17 protein-coding genes are annotated in these 17828 nt (G+C 72.8%); 8 read left to right on the top strand and 9 right to left on the bottom strand.

Going from position 1 to position 17828, the window contains the following annotated elements; genetic code table 11:
• The first annotated feature begins 62 nt into the window (after positions 1-62).
• The 3 genes from HDG69_RS04395 to HDG69_RS04385 are packed head-to-tail and all read left to right on the top strand — an operon-like array spanning position 63 to position 3471.
• The gene (locus HDG69_RS04395) at positions 63-1592 is read left to right on the top strand and encodes an HD domain-containing phosphohydrolase (RefSeq protein WP_171782512.1); all 1530 of its coding nucleotides are present in this window, start codon (positions 63-65) and stop codon (positions 1590-1592) included.
• 47 nt (positions 1593-1639) lie between these two features.
• The gene (locus tag HDG69_RS04390) at positions 1640-2860 is read left to right on the top strand and encodes an MFS transporter (RefSeq protein ID WP_171782511.1); all 1221 of its coding nucleotides are present in this window, start codon (positions 1640-1642) and stop codon (positions 2858-2860) included.
• Positions 2857-3471, top strand: a complete 615-nt coding sequence (locus HDG69_RS04385) for a SanA/YdcF family protein (protein ID WP_343036244.1) — start codon at positions 2857-2859, stop codon at positions 3469-3471. The genes HDG69_RS04390 and HDG69_RS04385 overlap by 4 nt, the downstream gene beginning before the upstream one ends.
• Positions 3472-3490: 19 nt before the next feature.
• On the opposite strand, the gene HDG69_RS04380 is transcribed toward HDG69_RS04385, so the two are convergent.
• From HDG69_RS04380 to HDG69_RS04370, 3 genes are all read right to left on the bottom strand, one after another.
• Complete coding sequence (locus HDG69_RS04380; RefSeq protein WP_171782510.1) at positions 3491-5113, bottom strand: succinic semialdehyde dehydrogenase; 1623 nt, start codon at positions 5111-5113, stop codon at positions 3491-3493.
• 69 nt (positions 5114-5182) lie between these two features.
• Positions 5183-5629, bottom strand: a complete 447-nt coding sequence (locus tag HDG69_RS04375) for a GNAT family acetyltransferase (RefSeq protein ID WP_343036243.1) — start codon at positions 5627-5629, stop codon at positions 5183-5185.
• Positions 5626-6750, bottom strand: coding sequence for a GuaB3 family IMP dehydrogenase-related protein (locus HDG69_RS04370; RefSeq protein ID WP_171782509.1), 1125 nt, complete (start codon positions 6748-6750; stop codon positions 5626-5628). Before HDG69_RS04370 ends, HDG69_RS04375 begins: the two co-directional genes overlap by 4 nt.
• Positions 6751-6857: 107 nt before the next feature.
• Between HDG69_RS04370 and HDG69_RS04365 the strand changes: the two genes are divergently transcribed.
• On the top strand, positions 6858-7592 hold the full coding sequence (locus HDG69_RS04365) for an exonuclease domain-containing protein (RefSeq protein ID WP_171782508.1): 735 nt from the start codon (positions 6858-6860) through the stop codon (positions 7590-7592).
• 9 nt (positions 7593-7601) lie between these two features.
• Here HDG69_RS04365 and guaB read toward each other — a convergent pair whose 3' ends face one another.
• Positions 7602-9119 carry an IMP dehydrogenase gene (gene guaB / locus HDG69_RS04360; protein ID WP_171782507.1) on the bottom strand — a complete coding sequence of 506 codons (1518 nt, stop codon included), beginning with the start codon at positions 9117-9119 and terminating at the stop codon, positions 7602-7604.
• Positions 9120-9194: 75 nt separating this feature from the next.
• Complete coding sequence (locus tag HDG69_RS04355) at positions 9195-10307, bottom strand: MerR family transcriptional regulator (RefSeq protein ID WP_171782506.1); 1113 nt, start codon at positions 10305-10307, stop codon at positions 9195-9197.
• Positions 10308-10507: 200 nt separating this feature from the next.
• On the opposite strand from HDG69_RS04355, the gene HDG69_RS04350 reads away from it, so the two are divergent.
• A complete protein-coding gene (locus tag HDG69_RS04350) occupies positions 10508-10798 on the top strand; it encodes a WhiB family transcriptional regulator (protein WP_171782505.1) in 291 nt (96 codons plus the stop codon).
• Between the two features lie 283 nt (positions 10799-11081).
• Here the strand turns inward: HDG69_RS04350 and groES are convergent, their stop codons facing one another.
• Entirely contained in the window at positions 11082-11378 is a 297-nt protein-coding gene (gene groES / locus HDG69_RS04345) for a co-chaperone GroES (protein WP_171782504.1), read from the bottom strand.
• A gap of 193 nt (positions 11379-11571) precedes the next feature.
• Between groES and HDG69_RS04340 the strand changes: the two genes are divergently transcribed.
• Together HDG69_RS04340 and HDG69_RS04335 are read left to right on the top strand one after the other, a co-directional pair.
• Positions 11572-12816: a class I SAM-dependent methyltransferase gene (locus HDG69_RS04340; RefSeq protein ID WP_171782503.1), complete on the top strand. Its 1245-nt coding sequence runs from the start codon at positions 11572-11574 to the stop codon at positions 12814-12816.
• Between the two features lie 40 nt (positions 12817-12856).
• The gene (locus tag HDG69_RS04335; RefSeq protein ID WP_171782502.1) at positions 12857-14005 is read left to right on the top strand and encodes a glutamate--cysteine ligase; all 1149 of its coding nucleotides are present in this window, start codon (positions 12857-12859) and stop codon (positions 14003-14005) included.
• A 22-nt stretch (positions 14006-14027) separates the two neighbouring features.
• Here HDG69_RS04335 and HDG69_RS04330 read toward each other — a convergent pair whose 3' ends face one another.
• From HDG69_RS04330 to tsaD, 3 genes are read right to left on the bottom strand one after another with little or no spacing between them, the layout of a single operon-like run.
• Positions 14028-14732, bottom strand: a complete 705-nt coding sequence (locus HDG69_RS04330; RefSeq protein ID WP_171782501.1) for a DUF4166 domain-containing protein — start codon at positions 14730-14732, stop codon at positions 14028-14030.
• Positions 14729-15328: an SRPBCC family protein gene (locus HDG69_RS04325; protein ID WP_171782500.1), complete on the bottom strand. Its 600-nt coding sequence runs from the start codon at positions 15326-15328 to the stop codon at positions 14729-14731. The genes HDG69_RS04330 and HDG69_RS04325 overlap by 4 nt, the downstream gene beginning before the upstream one ends.
• A 4-nt stretch (positions 15329-15332) precedes the next feature.
• Positions 15333-16391: a tRNA (adenosine(37)-N6)-threonylcarbamoyltransferase complex transferase subunit TsaD gene (gene tsaD, locus HDG69_RS04320; protein ID WP_171782499.1), complete on the bottom strand. Its 1059-nt coding sequence runs from the start codon at positions 16389-16391 to the stop codon at positions 15333-15335.
• A gap of 151 nt (positions 16392-16542) precedes the next feature.
• On the opposite strand from tsaD, the gene urtA reads away from it, so the two are divergent.
• Positions 16543-17811 (top strand): urea ABC transporter substrate-binding protein, encoded by a 1269-nt coding sequence (gene urtA / locus HDG69_RS04315; protein WP_171782498.1) that lies wholly within the window; start codon positions 16543-16545, stop codon positions 17809-17811.
• Positions 17812-17828 lie beyond the last annotated feature (17 nt).

The raw sequence follows: 17828 nt of genomic DNA, 5'->3' as shown, positions 1-17828 counted from the left end.
CGCTCCCCGCGAGACGCCCGGTGACGATGGCGTCCGGCCGACGACGGTGCCACTGTGGACAGGTGTTCCGTCTGCTCAGCCTGCTCGCAGGGCTCGCCGCGGTCACCGACCTCGGCACCGGATCGGCGACCGACGAGTCCCTGCTCCGGTGCACGGTCGCGACCCGGCTGGCGCGGACGATCGGCTGTGACGAGGCCACGGTGCGGGAGGTCCTCTACACGTCGCTGCTCCAGCACCTCGGCTGCACCGCGTACTCGCACGAGCTGTCCCAGGCGCTGGGCGACGACGTCGCCGCCACCCGGCTCGCCCAGCGCGTGGACGAGAGCGATCCGCGCGACCTCCTGCGCGTCTGGGTGCCGGGCCTGGCTGCCGCGACCGGGCGGTCCTGGCTCGGCGCGCTGGCGACGACGGCCCGCCACGTCCGGTCGATCGACGCCGAGGCGCCCGTCGCGACCTGCGAGGTGGCTCGCGAGGCGTCCCGCCGGCTGGGGCTGGCAGCACCCGTCCAGGAGTGCCTCGCCGCCACCACCGCCATGTGGGACGGCAGCGGGTACCCGCCGCTCTCCGGCGACGAGCTACCGCTGCCCACCCGGGTGATGCACGTCGCCTCCGTCGCGGTGCTGTTCCTGCTGTCCACCGGCCCTCGGCCCGCGCTCACGGAGGTCCGGCGCCGGACCGGTACCGCCCTGGACCCTGCCGTCGCCGGCGCGTTCCTCACGCACGCCGACGACCTCCTCGACGGCATCGCCGACGTCGACCCCTTCGACGTGGTCCTCGACGCTGAACCCGACCCGGTGCGGCGGGTCGACCTCTCCGAGCGGGAGGCGGTGGCGCGCACCTTCGGCGACCTCGTCGACCTGAAGGCCCCCTGCCTGCAGGGACACTCGACCACGGTCGCGGGCCTCGGGGCCGAGGCCGCTGCACGGCTCGGGCTCGGTGCGGACGTGCGGACGGTGCGCATCGCCGGCCACCTCCACGACATCGGCCGGGTCGCCGCGCCGAGCCGGCACTGGTCGAAGGCATCGCCCCTGACCGCCACGGAGCGCGACCAGACGCGACTCCACCCGTACCACTCCGAGCGCGTGCTCGCCCGCGTCCCCGAGCTGGCCGACGTGGCTCTCCTCGCCGGTCAGCACCACGAGCGCAACGACGGGAGCGGGTACCACCGAGGGCTCACCGGTGACCGGATCTCTGTACCATCCCGCGTCCTCGCAGCGGCAGACGCCTACTGCACGCTCCTCGAGGACCGTCCGGGCCGAGGCCGGTCGTCCACCCGGGAGGCTGCGCACCACCTGCGGGACTCCGTCCGCGCAGGACGGCTCGACGGCGAGGTCGTCGAGGCCGTCCTCGAGGCGGCCGGCCATCGGGCGCACGTCCGCCCGGGGCACCCGGACGGGCTCACGGACCGCCAGGTCGAGGTCCTCCGGCTGGTCGCGGACGGGCTCTCCAACCAGCAGATCGCCGACACCCTCGTCATCGCGCGGCGGACCGCCGAGCACCACGTGCAGGACGTCTACGTCAAGATCGGCGCGTCCACCCGCGCCGCCACCGCGCTGTACGCGATGGAGCACGGCCTGCTGACCCGGAGATAGGTAGGTCTACCCATCCCCACCGGCCACCAGGCGACGAGCCTGGCGGCATGACGACCTCGGCCGCACCCTCCTCGACGGGCTCCCCACCGGACCGGCGACGCCTGCTGACACCGGCCTTCGTCGGACTGGCCGTCGCGGACCTCGCCTACTTCACCGCTGTCGGCGTGTCGGTCCTGGCCCTGCCGCTGTACGTCACCGGACCGGTCGGGGCGGGCACCGCCGGAGCAGGGCTCGCGTTCGGCGCCTTCGCGATCACGGCCCTGATCCTGCGACCCGCGGCCGGCCGCCTCGCCGACACGGTCGGGAGGCGTCCTCTCCTGCTCTGCGGTGCACTGCTGTGCGCGGTGGGCATGGTCGCGACGGCACACGTCGAGTCGTTGGCCCTGGTGGTAGCCATCCGGCTCCTGGCCGGGGTCGGCGAGGCCGCCTTCTTCGTCGCGGGGTTCGCCGCCCTGGTCGACATCGCGCCCCCGACGAGGCTGGGCGAGGCGCTCAGCTACAACTCGCTGGGCCTCTACCTGGGCATCACGGGCGGGCCGCTGCTCGGCGGCCTGCTCATCGCCGTCGGGGGGTTCACCGGGGCCTGGTACGGCGCCGCCGTCCTGGCCCTGGTCGCCGCGGCAGTCGTCCTCACCATCGGCGAGACGCGCGACCCCGCAGCAGCGGACGCGGAACCCTCCCCACTGATCCACCGCGGGGCCGTCGCCCCGACCCTGGGCCTGCTGGCCTCGATCATCGCCATGGGCGGGTTCCTGGCGTTCGCCGCGCTGCACGCAGCAGATCTCCGGATGGTCGCGACCGGCGTGCCGCTGGCCACCTACGGCGCGGTCGTCGTGGTGTGCCGGATCGCGTTCGCGCGGGTCCCCGACCGGTTCCCCCCGCTCGCGCTCGGCACGGCGGCCCTGTGCCTGATCGCAGCCGGCCTGGTGGTCATGGCCGCGACACCCACGACCGCCGGGCTCATCCTCGGCGCGGTCGTCCTGGCGCTCGGCATCACCTTCAGCACACCGGCCTTCTTCGCCGCGGTGTTCGCGACGGCCGCGCCCTCCGAGCGTGGCGCGGCGTCGGCGACGGCGTCGATCGCCCTCGACCTCGGCCTCGGCGGCGGACCGATCGTGCTCGGCCTGGTCGCCGGGGCGGCCGGCATCCCGGGGGCCTTCGTCGTCGCGGCCGCCGTGGCTCTGGTGGGTGCGGGGTGGACGGCGATCCTGCACCGCCGAGCCGGCCTCGCCGGGCTGCGCGCCGACCAGTATGGTTCGACGTCGTGACCCGACCCTCGCGGCGCCTGCTCGGTGCCGGCGCCGCCGCGCTCGCCCTCGTCCTCGTCGTCCCGGTCGCCTGGGTACAGGCGACCGGGCACTCCCGGGTGCGACCGTCGGTGGAGGATGCCGCCACGACGAGGGTCGATGCGATCGTGGTCCTGGGTGCGGGCCTGCGGCCCGACGGCACCCCGTCGACCTACCTGCGGCGCCGGGTGGAGGCTGCCGCCGAGCTGTGGTCTGCGGGCGCGGCGCCCCGGGTGATCCTCTCGGGTGACGGGCAGGACCGCGCGGACGGCACGCCCTACGACGAACCCGGAGCGATGCGCGACTGGATCCTGGACCGCGGCGTCCCCGCGGACGCGCTCGTGCTCGATCGCGAGGGCTTCGACACGACGGCCACCTGCCGCCGGGCCCACGAGGTCTACGGCGCAGCCTCCGCCGTCGTCGTCACGCAGGACTACCACCTGCGCCGCGCGCTGTTCTCCTGCGACCGGGCGGGGGTCGACGCCACCGGGCTCGGCGTCTCGTCGCTCAGCCTCACGCCGGCGCAGGCGACCTGGTGGCGGGTGCGGGAGATCCCCGCCTCCTGGCGGGCCGCCGCCCGCGAGCTGCTCTGAGCCCCGGCCTGCACCGCGCTCAGGGCAGCCGCAGCCGCCGCATCACGTGCATCGCACCCGTCAGCGCCCGGCTCGGCACGTCGCCGCCGAGCGCGTAGAGCGTGTCCAGCGACAGCCCCGCGCTGAGCCCACGCTGCGCCACGACGCTCTGCGCCTCGGTCACGGCGTCGATCGCCTCGCGACCGTGCCGGCGTCCCAGGCCGGAGGCCTTCATGCCGCCCATCGGTGCACCCGCCGAGCCCCAGGCCTGCAGGTAGCCGTCGTTGATGACCACCGTGCCGGCCTCGACACGTGCCGCGATCCGTCGCGCACGGGCCACGTCGCGGGACCAGACCGAGGCGTTGAGCCCGTACTCGGTGTCGTTCATGACGTGCACGGCCTCGTCGTCGCTGGACACCCGGGTGACGGCCACGACCGGGCCGAACGTCTCCTCGCGCAGGCAGACCGCGTCGTCGGGGACGTCGTCGAGGACCGTCGGGGCGTAGAAGTACGGTCCGACGTCGGACCGGTGCACCGCGCCGGCCAGCGCCCGCGCCCCCTTCGCGAGGGCGTCGTCGACGTGGGCGGTGACCTTGTCGAGCTGCGCGGCGGAGACCAGGGACCCGATGTCGGCGGTGTAGTCGAGCCCGGCACCGAGCGCGAGCTCCCGCACCGCGGGGACGAACCGCTCCAGGAACTCGTCGGCGATGCGCTCGTGCAGCACGAGCCTCTCGATCGACATGCAGAGCTGGCCGGCGTTGGAGAAGCAGGCCCGCACCACACCGGGGACGGCCGCGTCGAGGTCGGCGTCCGCGGCGACGTACAGCGGGTTCTTCCCGCCCAGCTCGAGCGTGGCGCCGATCAGCCGCTCCCCCGCGCGTGCCGCGACCTTGCGTCCGGTGGCCGTCGACCCGGTGAACGCCACGTGGTCCACGTGGTCGACGAGCGCGGCACCGACGTCGCCCCCGCCCGCGACGACGACGAGCAGGTCGTCCGGCAGACCGGCCTCGGCGAGGAGCTCGGCGGCCCACAGGGCGGACAGGGTGGTCTGCGGATCCGGCTTGAGCACGACGGCGTTGCCCGCCAGCAGCGCGGGGATCGCCTCCGACAGGGCGAGCGTCAGGGGGTAGTTCCAGGGGGCGATGACCCCGACCACCCCGACCGGGCGCCGGTGCACGCGGGCACCGGTCAGGACGGACAGCGCACCCGGGACCCGGCGGTCGGCGAGGTAGCGAGGTCCGCGCACGACGTAGTGGCGGCAGGTCTGCGCGACGTCGGCCACCTCCTCGAAGGCGCTGCGCCGCGACTTGCCGGACTCCATCTGGATGAGGTCGAGGATCTCCGACTGGCGGTCGAGCACCAGCGTCCCGAGCCGGTCGAGCACCCGTCCGCGCTCGACGAGCGACGTCGCCGCCCAGTCGTGCTGGGCGTTGCGTGCCCGCTCGACGGCGCGCGCGACGTCGGCGGGCCCGGAGAGCGGGACCGCGGCGAGCGGGGCGCCGGTGAACGGCGAGGTGCTGCGGTGGGTGCCGGCGTCGTGGGAGGTGACGATCCTCTTGACCAGCGGGGACACGACCTCGGGTTCGAGGACGTAGGTGGACGAGGGGAGCTCGGGATCGATGAGATCGCCCAGAGCGCCGTCGCTCTCGTGCGCGGTTGCCATGGGCGACACTCTATGCGGCGCCGGTGACGGCACCGTGAACACTGCGTCAGATGTCCGTGTCGTTCGCTCTCAGCGCGACGGCTCGAGCGTCCGCCCGAGCACGGTGCACTCGGCGTCCTCGTAGCCGAGGCTCGCGTAGAAGCCGAGCACTGCGGCGTTCGTGGAGCGGACCATCAGGCGCACCTTGCTCGCTCCGGCGCGGCGGAGCCACTCCTCGGCAGCGCCGACGAGCACCCGTCCCAGCCCGGTTCCCCGGAGCTGCGGGGCCACCGCCACGTAGTAGAGCCACCCGCGGTGCCCCTCGTACCCGGCCATGGCCGAGCCGACGACGGCGGAGGTCGCGTCGAGCGCGACGAGCACCGTGGACGTCGGGTTGCGCCGGGCGTCGGCGACGTCGCGGTGCGGGTCGTTCCACGGCCGGGTCAGGTCGCACTCGCGCCACAGCGCGACGACCTGCTCGACGTCGTCGTCGGTGATCTCCCGCAGGATCGTCTGCCGCGGGTCAGGCTCGCTCACCGCGGCTGGTAGGGGGACATGACGACCTCGACCCGCTGGAACTCCTTGAGGTCCGAGTAGCCCGTGGTCGCCATCGCACGCCGCAGCGCGCCGACGAGGTTCGTGGTCCCGTCGGCCTGACGGCCGGGTCCGAAGAGGATCTCCTCGAGGGTGCCGCCGGTGCCCACGGCGACGCGCTCACCGCGCGGGAGCTGCGCGTGGTGCGCCTCGGGTCCCCAGTGCCAGCCCTTGCCCGGAGCCTCGGCGGCCCGCGCCAGGGCGGCACCGAGCATGACGGCGTCGGCGCCGCAGGCGACGGCCTTGACGACGTCACCGGAGTGACCGACGCCGCCGTCGGCGATGACGTGCACGTAGCGGCCGCCGGACTCGTCGAGGTAGTCACGCCGCGCGGCGGCGACGTCGGACACGGCGGTGGCCATCGGGGCGTGGATGCCGAGGCTGACGCGTGTCGTGTGCGCCGCTCCCCCGCCGAACCCGACGAGCACGCCCGCGGCACCCGTGCGCATGAGGTGCAGGGCAGCGGTGTAGGTGGAGGCGCCGCCGACCACCACGGGGACGTCCAGCTCGTAGATGAACCGCTTGAGGTTCAGCGGCTCGGCGTTGCCCGAGACGTGCTCGGCCGAGACCGTGGTGCCGCGGATGACGAAGAGGTCCACGCCGGCGTCGACCACCGTCTGGTAGTGCTCCTGGGTGCGCTGCGGGGACAGGGCGCCGGCGACGGTGACGCCCGCCGCACGGATCTCCTTGAGGCGCTGGGTGATGAGCTCGGGCTTGATCGGCTCGGCGTAGATCTCCTGCATGCGCCGCGTCGCCCGGTCGGCCGGCAGCTCACGGATCTCGGCGAGCAACGGCTCCGGGGACTCGTACCGGGTCCACAGACCCTCGAGGTCCAGCACGCCGAGACCGCCGTGGTTGCCCAGCGCGACCGCGGTGTCCGGGCTCATGACCGAGTCCATCGGGGCCGCCATGATCGGCAGGTCGAAGTGATAGGCGTCGATCTGCCAGTCGGTGGAGACGTCCTTCGGGTCACGGGTCCGTCGCGAGGGGACCACCGCGATGTCGTCGAAGGAGTACGCGCGGCGTCCGCGCTTGCCACGGCCGATCTCGATCTCGTTGCTCACGCGGACCAGCCTACCGGCCGGGGCACGGGGCGCCGCGAGAGTGTCCGCGGGGCGCTGTCGGTGGCGGGTGGCAGGGTCCGGACCAGGATGCGAGGAAGGGACTCACGATGGACGACACCGCTGACCACGCCGCATGGAACGGTGGCCCGCTGCTCGGCTTCGACACCGAGACGACGGGGGTCGACGTGCACTCCGACCGCATCGTCACCGCCGCGGTCGTGCTGCGCACCGCCACCACGACGGACGTGCGCACCTGGCTGGTCGACCCCGGCGTGGAGATCCCGGACGAGGCGGCAGCGATCCACGGGGTGACCACCGAGCACGCCCGCGCCCACGGCCGGGCCCCCCGCCAGGCGCTGGAGGAGATCGCCGCGGTCCTGGCCGAGCACAGCCGCGCGGGGGTGCCGGTGGTGGCGTACAACGCCGCGTTCGACCTGACGCTCCTGGACGCCGAGCTGGCACGCCACGGGCTCCCCACCCTGCCGCAACGGCTCGGGCGTCCCGTCTCCCCCGTGCTGGACCCGCTGGTCATCGACCGGTGGCAGGACCGCTACCGGCGGGGAAAGCGCCGCCTCGGCGACCTCGTGGAGCTGTACGGCATCACCGGCGAGGGCGAGCTCCACAGCGCCGACGTCGACGTCCTCGCCACCCTGGACGTCCTCGACGCCCAGCTCCACCACTTCCCGGAGCTGCGGGCGGTCGCCCTGGACGCCCTGCACTCCGCCCAGCGGGACGCGCACCACCGCTGGGCGACGAGCTTCAACGCGTGGCGCCGGACGAAGGGGCTCGAGGGGCCGGGCGCCTCGACGGCGTGGCCGGTCGAGCCGCCCGTGGCAGGCTGAGCGCTCGGCTCAGGACACCTTGTAGTTGGGCGCCTCGACCGTCATCTTGATGTCGTGCGGGTGGGACTCCTTGAGGGAGGCCGACGTGATCCGCACGAACCGGCCGTCCGCCTGCAGCTCCGGCACCGTGCGGGCTCCGACGTAGAACATCGTCTGGTGCAGCCCGCCCACGAGCTGGTGCACCACCGTGGCGAGCGTCCCCTTGTAGGGGACCTGCCCCTCCACGCCCTCGGGGACGATCATGTCGTCGCTGGTGACCTCGGCCTGGAAGTAGCGGTCCTTGGAGTACGACTTCTTGCCGCGCGAGGACATGGCTCCCATCGACCCCATCCCACGGTAGGCCTTGAACTGCTTGCCGTTGACGAGGATCTGCTCACCCGGAGCCTCCTCGGTGCCCGCGAGCATCGAACCGAGCATGACGGCCTCGGCACCGGCCACGATGGCCTTGCCGATCTCGCCCGAGTGCCGCATGCCGCCGTCGGCGATGACCGGGACACCGGCCTCACGCGCGGCCAACGAGGCCTCGTACACGGCGGTGACCTGCGGGACACCGACCCCGGTGACGACGCGGGTGGTGCAGATCGACCCCGGGCCCACACCGACCTTGATGCCGTCGGCGCCGGCGTCGACGAACGACTGCGCACCCTGCCTGGTCGCGACGTTGCCGCCGATGACCTGCACGTCCTTGGTGGCAGGGTCGGACTTGAGGCGGCGGACCATGTCGATGAGCATCCGCACGTTGCCGTGCGCGGTGTCCGCGACGAGCACGTCCACCCCGGCGTCGATGAGGGTCGTCGCCCGCTCCCACGCGTCACCGAAGTAGCCGATGGCCGCGCCGACCATCAACCGGCCCTGGCCGTCCTTGGAGGCGTTCGGGAACTGCTCGGACTTGACGAAGTCCTTGACGGTGATGAGCCCGGCGAGCCGGCCGTCGTCGTCGACCAGCGGCAGGCGCTCGAGCTTGTGCTTGCGCAGCAGCGCGGTGGCGTCCTCGCGGGAGATCCCGGAACGGCCCGTGATGAGCGGCTGCGGGGTCATGACCTCGGCGACGGTGGTGGTGGCCCACTCGGCGACGGGCGTGAAACGCAGGTCGCGGTTCGTGACGATGCCGACCAGCTTGCCCGACTCGTCGAGCACCGGGAAGCCGGACACCCGGTACTGCCCGGCGCGCTCGTCGAGCTGCTCGAGGGTGGCGTCCGGGCCGATGGTCACCGGGTTGGAGATGATGCCCGTCTGGGTGCGCTTGACGAGGTCGACCTGGTACGCCTGGTCCTCGATCGACAGGTTCCGGTGCAGGACGCCGAGCCCGCCCTGGCGTGCCATCGCGATCGCCATCCGCGACTCGGTGACCGTGTCCATCGCGGCGGAGACCAGCGGCACCTTCAGCGAGATCTCGCGGGTCAGCCGGGAGGTCGTGTCGATGTCCGACGGCGCCAGGTCCGAGTACCCCGGCAGCAGCAGGACGTCGTCGTAGGTGAGGCCGAGGAATCCGAACGGGTCGTGCGCTGGCGAGGTCGTCTCCGTCATGTGCTGAGTCTACGGCCGGTCGGCGTCGCTCCGGAGGTGCCCTCCGTCACCCGACGAGCCAGGTGCCGTGCGGGGTCAGGAGGAGACGACGGCGAGGACCTCGTGGAGCAGACCGGTGAAGGAACGGACGCGCTGCACCTGCGGAGCGAGGGGGATCTCGGTCGCGGCGTCGTCGCGCCGCAGCCCGACGAAGATCGGCAGGTCGGGGAAGCCCTCGTGGACGGCGTGGACGACGTCGAGGTCCGGTCGCCGCTGGGTGGTCGCGAGCACCAGCGCCGCCGGGCGGACCATGGTGACGAGCTCCAGCGAGCGGCGGGTGCTGGCCGGGCCCGTGACGATCCGTGCCGTCTTGCCCTTGGCGGTGAGCGCGGCGGCGAGCGCGTGCGCGGAGAGCGGCACGACCTCGTCGGGCGCCGCGAAGATCAGCACGATGTTGCGCATGCGGCTCGGGTGGTTGGCGGGTGGGCCGCCGTTCTGCACGACGGCCTGCTCGAACGCCTCGGTGAAGGACCGCAGCGCGTGCAGGGCGGCGGTGGCCAGGACCACCTCCGGCACCGCGCCCGGTCCGGCGAGCACCGTCCGCTCGGCGACCCTGTTCCAGGCCGGTTCGAGCAGGTGCGCCCACCACATCGCAGGATCGCCGTGCGCGGGGATCCGCAACAGGTCGTCGCAACGGCCCTGGTCGTAGGCGAGCGCGGCGTCGACGACGGCGGAGACCTTGCCGGAGGCGTTCTGGCCCGGGGCGCCGTGCCCCGACGGCCCCGGTGCCCCCTGCCCTCCGCCCGGCAGCGCGCGCAGGTGGGCGCGTCCTGGCCGCCCGGGCGCCTCGTCGGTGCCGGAGGAGGCGCCGACCGCCGGCTCGTGCGCCTCCGTCGCAGCAGGCAGCGAGGCCTTCTGCGCCTTCTCGAGCTCGTCGACGTCGGCTTCGAGCGCCGCCTGCGCGGCGTCCACCGGGGCGACGCCCTCGAGCGTGAGCCGGCGCATGACGAGCAGGCGCGCGACGTCGTCCGGTGTGTAACGGCGGTGCGATCCAGCGGTGCGGTCCGAGGGTCCGAGACCGTAACGACGGTCCCACGTCCGCAGGGTGGCCGGGGCCACCCCGAGACGCCGGGCGACGGCCGCGACAGCAAGACCGGGGCCCGACGGGCGTGACCCGCCCGAGTCCTGGGCCGGTCGCGAGGAGGTCATGCCTCGATTCTGCCAGGGCTTCGCCAGGCCGCCACTGCGGCCCCCGGCGCGTCACGAACCGAGAGGAGTTCATCGCTCAAAGCCGGTCACGCGTGAGACAAAGCGGTTCATCACCTGGTCAGGACGCCGATTCGGGTCTGATCCGGCCAACTTGTGCCAACCCCTTGAACAACCTCTGCACAACTTGTAGGTTGTTCGCCATGACAGAGATCTCAAGACTGCCCGGGCCGGTCATGGAGCTGTGGGAGTGGCAGTACCAGGGTTCGTGCCGCGACGCGGACGACACCCTGTTCTTCCACCCCGAAGGGGAACGGGGCTCGACCCGGCGTCGACGAGCGGAGGCCGCCAAGGCCATCTGCCACTCGTGCCCGGTGATGATGCAGTGCCGCGAGCAGTCCCTGCGCGTGCGGGAGCCCTACGGCGTCTGGGGTGGGCTCAGCGAGGACGAGCGCAGCGCCGCGCTCGCCGGTCGCGACCGCAAGGCCGGCTGAGCCGGAGGTGCAGGGACGGGTGGGGGTCGAGGGACGAGGCGCCCGCCCGGCGTGGAACCGCAGGCTCGGCCGACGACGGCACCGCTGAGCCGGAGGTGCAGGGACGGGTGGGGGTCGAGGGACGAGGCGCCCGCCCGGCGTGGAACCGCAGGCTCGGCCGACGACGGCACCGCTGAGACCCTCTGAACACACGACGAGGCCCCGCATCACGGATGATGCGGGGCCTCGGTCGTCAGCGTCGAGGGTCGGTGATCGACCCACGGCGCCTGTCTGCCGGCTTCGTTCAGCCGACGACGACGGCGAGGATGTCGCGCGCGGAGAGCACCAGGTACTCCTCGCCCGCGTACTTGACCTCGGTGCCGCCGTACTTGCTGTAGATGACCTTGTCGCCGACCTTCACGTCGACCGGGACACGGTTGCCCTGGTCGTCGAACCGGCCGTCGCCGACCGCCAGGACCTCGCCCTCCTGGGGCTTCTCCTTGGCGGTGTCCGGGATGACCAGGCCGGAAGCGGTCGTGGTCTCGGCCTCGACGGCCTTGACGACGATCCGGTCCTCGAGCGGCTTGATGGGGACCGACACGTCGGACCTCCTTGTTCGCGATGACTTGCTGGACTGGGACGCGCTCTGGCGCTGGCCGTCGTCGCGGGTGCCGGCTCAGCCTCGTGCGCTGGGACCAAATCTAGGCAGCCGTTAGCACTCTGACAAGTCGAGTGCCAGGATTCCTCCCAGGGCGTCATCGCCCGCCCGGCCTGCCGCCTGAGACGATGGCCCCATGGACCCGGCCTCCCTCACCAAGCTGCTCAGCCCTGAGGGCTGGGCGCTGCTCAACGCCCTCCCCCCGTACGACGAGGCGCAGGCGATGGTGCTGGCCACCCGGCTCCGTGCCGAGGGCGTCGACCCGGACCTGGCCGCCGCCGTGCTCACCCAGTCCAGGCTGCGGGCCAAGGCCCGCACCAAGCTCGGCTCCTTCGCCGACGGCATGCTCTTCACCTCCGACGGCGTCGAGCAGGCCACCCGGCTCGTCGTCGCCGGGCTGCACGCCCGCCGCTACCTCGCGGCAGGTGTCACCAAGGTCGCCGACCTCACCTCCGGCGTCGGGGCGGACGCCCTCGCGTTCGCCGGCGTCGGCCTCGACGTGCTGGCCACGGACATCGACGAGATGACCGCCGCCATGGCGACCGTCAACCTGCGGGCGTTCCCCGAGGCCGAGGTCCGGCACACCGACGGGCTCGACGTCGACCTGGTCGCCGAGGGCGTGGACGGCGTCTACGCCGACCCGGCCCGTCGCACCCGCGGCGGCAAGCGCATCTTCGACCCGTCCGCCTACGCTCCCCCGCTCGACGCGGTCTGGGCGCTGCGTGACCAGGTCCCCGCCCTCGGCATCAAGGTCGGCCCCGGCATCCCCCACCACGGGCTGCCCGACGACGCCGAGGTGCAGTGGGTCTCCGTCGACGGCGACGTCGTCGAGGCCGGGCTGTGGTTCGGCCCGCTCGCTCCCGACGGCCCGGGGCGGTCGGCGCATGTCCTGCGCACGACGGCGCAGGGCACGGCGTCGCGCACCCTGCGGGCTCGCGAGACGGACGGCACCGGTGGCGCCGAGCTGGTGCCCGAGGTCGGCGCCGTCGGCGGCTACCTGTACGAGCCGGACGGAGCCGTGGTGCGTGCCGGGCTCGTCGCGCACGCCGCCGCCGAGCTCGGCGGACGGCTCGTGGACCGCACCATCGCCTACGTGACGACGGACGCCCCCGCCGCCGCGCCGTCGTCGGGCGTCGCCCCGATCGCCACGGGCTTCCGGGTGCTGGACGTGCTGCCCTTCAACCTGAAGAAGCTCAAGGCGTACCTGCGCGAGCGCGGCGTCGGCCGGCTCACGGTCAAGAAGCGGGGCACGGCAGTCACCCCGGAACAGCTCCGGTCGCAGCTCGCGCTCAAGGGGGACGCCGCGGCCACCCTCGTGCTCACCCGGATCGCCGGGCGTCAGCACGTGCTCGTCGTCGAACCGCTCGGCGACCGCGGCTAGCGTCCGGGCGGCCACCCGTGCGGCGTGGAAGCATGACCACATGACCTTGGACTTCGCGCCGTCCCGTCGCTCGAGCGTCGGACTCGAGTGGGAGCTGGCGCTCGTGGACGCCGACTCGGGAAACCTGCGGCAGGTCGCGCCCGCCGTGATGGAGGCGCTCGGCCCCGACGCCCGGGCACGCCACGTCAAGCCCGAGTTCCTCCGCAACACCCTGGAGGTCGTCTCCGACGTGTGCGGCACCGTCGGCCAGGCCATCACCGACCTCGAGGCCGGGATCGCGGTCATCCAGGACGTCATCACCCCGATGCGCGCCGAGATCATGGGCGCGGGCACCCACCCGTTCGCGCACTGGTCCCAGCAGCAGGTCACCGACAAGCAGCGGTACGCCACCGTCGTCGACCGCACCCAGGTGTGGGGCCGTCAGCAGGTCGTCTACGGCGTGCACGTGCACGTCGGGATCGAGGACCGGGCCAAGGTGCTGCCCATCGTGCGTTCCCTGCTCGTGTACGTGGCCCACCTGCAGGCCCTCTCGGCATCGTCGCCCTACTGGGGCGCCGACGACACCGGGTACGCGTCGATGCGCGCGCTGATCTTCCAGCAGCTGCCGACCGCCGGGCTGCCCTACCAGTTCTCCGAGTGGAGCCAGCTCGAGCAGTACACGGACGACATGCTCAGGACCGGCGTCATCGACGACTTCACCGAGGTGCGCTGGGACGTCCGCCCGGCCCCGCACTTCGGCACCGTGGAGGTCCGGATCTGCGACGGCACCTCCAACGTGCTGGAGCTGGCGGCGCTGGGAGCGCTCGTGCACTGCCTCGTGGAGCACTTCTCCACGCTGCTCGACGAGGGACGCGAGCTGCCCACCATGCCGCGCTGGTTCGTCCACGAGAACAAGTGGCGGGCAGCCCGCTACGGCATGGACGCCATCATCATCCTCGACGCCGCGGGCAACGAGGAGCTGATCACCGACGCGCTGCCCCGGCTCCTCGACGAGCTCGCCCCCGTGGCCGAGCGCCTCGGCTGCACCGACGAGCTGGCCGGGATCCATGAGATCGTCCGCGCCGGCGCGTCCTACCAGCGCCAGCGCGCGGTGGCCGCGGCGCACGGCGGGGGCCAGCCCGGCCTCGAGGCGGTGGTGCGAGCCCTCGTGGCCGAGCTGCGGGCGGGCCGGCCCCTGCCAGTGCTCTGAGCCGTCGTCCCGCGTCCCCGCCTCAGAACCGGCGCTCGTGCCGCACGGGCAGCAGCCGCTCGGGCGCCGTCGTCGCCGCGGGGTAGTCGCAGGTGAACTGTCCGTCGTAGCCGAAGAGGAACCCGAAAAGCCGGTTCCGCACCTCGAGGTCGATGCGGAACACCTGGGCCTCGTCGTCGTAGCGCTCGCGCAGCGTCGCTCTCCCGGAGAGCAGCATCGGGAAGCGGAAGCCGAGCAGCCCTTCGTAGAACCGCTGGTTGCCGGACCGCAGGAGCAGCGACCCGTCGGGCTCGACCTGCAGGTCCAGGTCGACGGCGAGGTGCTGGTGCGTGCCCAGGTAGTCGACGATCGTGCCGCGGCCCGCGTCCAGGACCATCGTCGCGTCGAAGCGGCTCGGACGACGCCGCCCCGGGACGCGGTACTCCCGGACGAACGTCACCGTCTCGCGGCCCAGCGGGTCCCGGTAGGGGTAGTTCTCGACGGTGAAGGGCACGTCCTGACCCACGTCGGCGACGAGGATGTTGCGCAGCCGCCCGATCTGCAGGAACGGCACCGTCCACCACGGACCGCGGCGGATCCGGCGCATGGTCCCCCGGCCCACGCAGGCGTACCCGTCGTCGGTCGACACCCCGAAGCGACGCTGGAGCTGAGGGTGCAGCCGGTCGAAGTCGGCTCCCAGCGCCCGCCGGAAGATGCTCTCTCCGCTCTCGCGCGGGACGTCGGTCATGGGGCCTCCAGCGAGCCGAGCGAGTCCGGGGCGTCGCGCATCGGGTCGCGGCCCGGGCGCCGGGTCACGCAGCGCGACGCCCGGGGGCGGTCCCGGCGCCAGAACGCCAGCACGGAGGCGAGCGGCCATCGCTCGGGCGGGGTGCCGGTCTCGGCCCAGACACGCAGCCGGTCGAAGCTCCACGCCGTCATCCACAGCACCACCGGGCGCAGCAGCCGGTCGGCCGCACGGCCGAACCCCGGGGTGTAGTCGTAGCCGGTCACGAAGCGGACGCCGCCGTCGACCGGGGTGTAGCGCCAGTAGCCGCGCCCGTCCCGCAGCGGGGAGAGGCGGTCGTCGGTGTCGAACCGCAGCGCGGAGGTGCGCGTGCCGTCGCGGCGGTGCCGTTCGCCCAGGGAGGTACCGGTGCCGCGGATCGTGCGGGGACCGATCGCCCGCTCGTACCGGAAGCGGGCACCTCCGCCGGACATTTCCCCGGTCGGCACGATCCGGCTGAACCGCAGGTCCCAGCGCACGTGCTCGGCAGGGTCCTGGGTCAGCGCCCAGAGCCGGTCCATCGTCGTGCGGACGACGACCTCCACGTACAGCGCGGCCATGCGCTCAGACGGTGATCGAGGTCAGGGGCATGGAGGAGTCCACCCCGATGTCCAGGTCCGACGGCGCGACACCGGCCCGCACGACGGCGGACCCGAGCGCGGCGATCATCGCCCCGTTGTCCGTGCAGTAGCGGATCGGGGGGATGCGCAGGTCGATGCCGGCGGCGGCGCACCGCTCGGCCGCCAGGTCCCGCAGCTGGCTGTTGGCGGAGAAGCCGCCACCGATGACCAGGGTGTCGACGTCGTGCGCCCGGCAGGCGGCGATGGTCTTGGCGGTGAGCACGTCGACGACGGCGGCCGCGAAGGAGGCCGCGACGTCGGCCACGGGCACGTCGCGCCCCGCGTCCTGGCAGGTCTCGACCCACCGGGCCACCGCCGTCTTGAGACCGGAGAAGCTGAAGTCGTAGGCGTGCTCCGCCTGGTCCTTGCGGGCGGTCAGGCCGCGCGGGAACCGGATCGCCTCGGGGTCGCCCTCGCGGGCGAGCCGGTCGATGTGCGGGCCGCCCGGGTACGGCAGGCCGAGCAGACGCCCCACCTTGTCGAACGCCTCCCCCGCGGCGTCGTCGAGGGTCGAGCCCAGCTCGGTGACGCCGGTGGCGATGTCGTCGACGAGCAGCAGCGAGCTGTGGCCGCCGGAGACGACCAGGGCCATCGACCGACCGGTGAACGGCCCGTCGACGAGCTGGTTGACCGCCGCGTGGCCGATGACGTGGTTGACGCCGTAGAGCGGCCGGTTCAGCCCGATCGACAACGCCTTGGCGGCGCTGGCGCCGATGGTCAGGGGGCCGACCAGGCCCGGTCCCGCGGTGACGGCGATCGCGTCGACCTGCGACAGGTCGACGTCGGCCTCGCCCAGCGCCCGGCGGATCGTCGGCACCATGGCCTCGAGGTGGGCGCGGCTGGCGACCTCGGGGATGATCCCGCCGTACCGGGCGTGCTCGTCCATGGAGCTCGCCACCGCGTCGAAGAGCAGCGTGTCGCCGCGCACGAGCGCGACGCCGGTCTCGTCGCAGGAGGTCTCGATCCCGAGCACCAGGGGCTCGCCACCGGTCTGGTCAGTCATGGCCACCATGATCGCACCGTCGCGAGCACGGCCGGCCACCGCGACCGGAAACACGAAAGTTACGTGGGGCTGACAGATCGGACACCTCGGCGTACTTAGGTTCATCTGAACCTAAATGGCCTTCCCGGGCCCGCCACGAACGGAGCACGCCATGCGTCCACGGACACACGCCGGCACGAGAAGTCTCGGCGCCCTCTCCATCGCAGCACTCGCCGCCGGCGCGCTGACCGCCTGCGGAGCCCAGGTCGACACAGCGGGCGGCGAGCCCTCCGAGGCGACCGGCGCCGGCTGCGTCGACACCTCGGGCGACACCGTCAAGATCGGCTTCCTCAACTCGCTGTCGGGCACGATGGCGATCTCCGAGCAGACCGTCCACGACTCCCTGCAGCTCGCCGCCTCGGAGATCAACGCCGACGGCGGCGTCCTCGGCAAGGAGCTCGAGATCGTCACCGAGGACGGCCAGTCCGAACCCACCGTCTTCGCCGAGAAGGCCACCAAGCTCATCACGAGCGACTGCGTCGCGGCGGTCTTCGGTGGCTGGACCTCGGCCTCGCGCAAGGCGATGCTGCCCGTCTTCGAGTCCCAGGACTCCCTGCTGTTCTACCCCGTGCAGTACGAGGGCCTGGAGTCCTCGCCGAACATCTTCTACACCGGTGCCACGACCAACCAGCAGATCGTGCCGGGTCTCGACTACCTCGCCGAGCAGGGCGTCGAGTCGCTGTTCCTCGTCGGCTCGGACTACGTGTTCCCCCGCACCGCGAACAAGATCATCAACGCCTACGCCGAGGCGCACGGCATCGAGGTCCTCGGCGAGGAGTACGCACCGCTCGGCCACACCGACTTCTCCACGATCGTCAACAAGGTGAGGTCGGCCGACGCCGACGCGGTGTTCAACACGCTGAACGGCGACTCCAACGTGGCGTTCTTCAAGGAGTACTCGAACGCGGGCCTCGGACCGGACGACATGCCCGTGCTCTCCGTGTCCATCGCCGAGGAGGAGATCGGCGGCATCGGCGTCGAGAACGTCGAGGGGCAGCTCACCGCCTGGAACTACTACCAGACCGTCGACACCCCGGAGAACGCCGCCTTCGTCGAGGCCTTCCAGGCCGAGTACGGCGCGGACCGCGTCACCTCCGACCCGATGGAAGCCGCCTACGACTCCCTCTACCTGTGGAAGGGCATGGTCGAGAAGGCCGAGTCCTTCGACGTCGCGGACGTCCAGGAGGCCGCCGACGGCGTCTCGTTCGACGCCCCCGAGGGCACCGTCACGGTGAACGGCGACAACCACCACATCGCCAAGACCGCGCTCATCGGCCGGATCGGCGACGACGGCCTGATCTACACCGAGTGGAGCTCGGACGGCCCGATCGAGCCCGACCCGTTCCTCGAGGGCTACGACTGGGCCGAGGGTCTGTCCTGACGTGAACCCCACCGACC

Source organism: Isoptericola halotolerans (genome assembly GCF_013149785.1).
Taxonomy (GTDB): domain Bacteria; phylum Actinomycetota; class Actinomycetes; order Actinomycetales; family Cellulomonadaceae; genus Isoptericola; species Isoptericola halotolerans.
The sequence above is the reverse complement of the archived record's forward strand: the minus strand, read 5'-3'. Positions and strand labels throughout refer to the sequence as shown.

Coding starts and splice junctions, on each gene's coding strand:
- HDG69_RS04340 (WP_171782503.1), top strand. CDS start 11,572: ATGGACCCGGCCTCCCTCACCAAGCTGCTCAGCCCTGAGGGCTGGGCG.
- guaB (WP_171782507.1), bottom strand. CDS start 9,119: ATGACGGAGACGACCTCGCCAGCGCACGACCCGTTCGGATTCCTCGGC.
- HDG69_RS04390 (WP_171782511.1), top strand. CDS start 1,640: ATGACGACCTCGGCCGCACCCTCCTCGACGGGCTCCCCACCGGACCGG.
- HDG69_RS04355 (WP_171782506.1), bottom strand. CDS start 10,307: ATGACCTCCTCGCGACCGGCCCAGGACTCGGGCGGGTCACGCCCGTCG.
- HDG69_RS04350 (WP_171782505.1), top strand. CDS start 10,508: ATGACAGAGATCTCAAGACTGCCCGGGCCGGTCATGGAGCTGTGGGAG.
- HDG69_RS04365 (WP_171782508.1), top strand. CDS start 6,858: ATGGACGACACCGCTGACCACGCCGCATGGAACGGTGGCCCGCTGCTC.
- urtA (WP_171782498.1), top strand. CDS start 16,543: ATGCGTCCACGGACACACGCCGGCACGAGAAGTCTCGGCGCCCTCTCC.
- HDG69_RS04335 (WP_171782502.1), top strand. CDS start 12,857: ATGACCTTGGACTTCGCGCCGTCCCGTCGCTCGAGCGTCGGACTCGAG.
- tsaD (WP_171782499.1), bottom strand. CDS start 16,391: ATGACTGACCAGACCGGTGGCGAGCCCCTGGTGCTCGGGATCGAGACC.
- HDG69_RS04325 (WP_171782500.1), bottom strand. CDS start 15,328: ATGGCCGCGCTGTACGTGGAGGTCGTCGTCCGCACGACGATGGACCGG.
- HDG69_RS04380 (WP_171782510.1), bottom strand. CDS start 5,113: ATGGCAACCGCGCACGAGAGCGACGGCGCTCTGGGCGATCTCATCGAT.
- HDG69_RS04330 (WP_171782501.1), bottom strand. CDS start 14,732: ATGACCGACGTCCCGCGCGAGAGCGGAGAGAGCATCTTCCGGCGGGCG.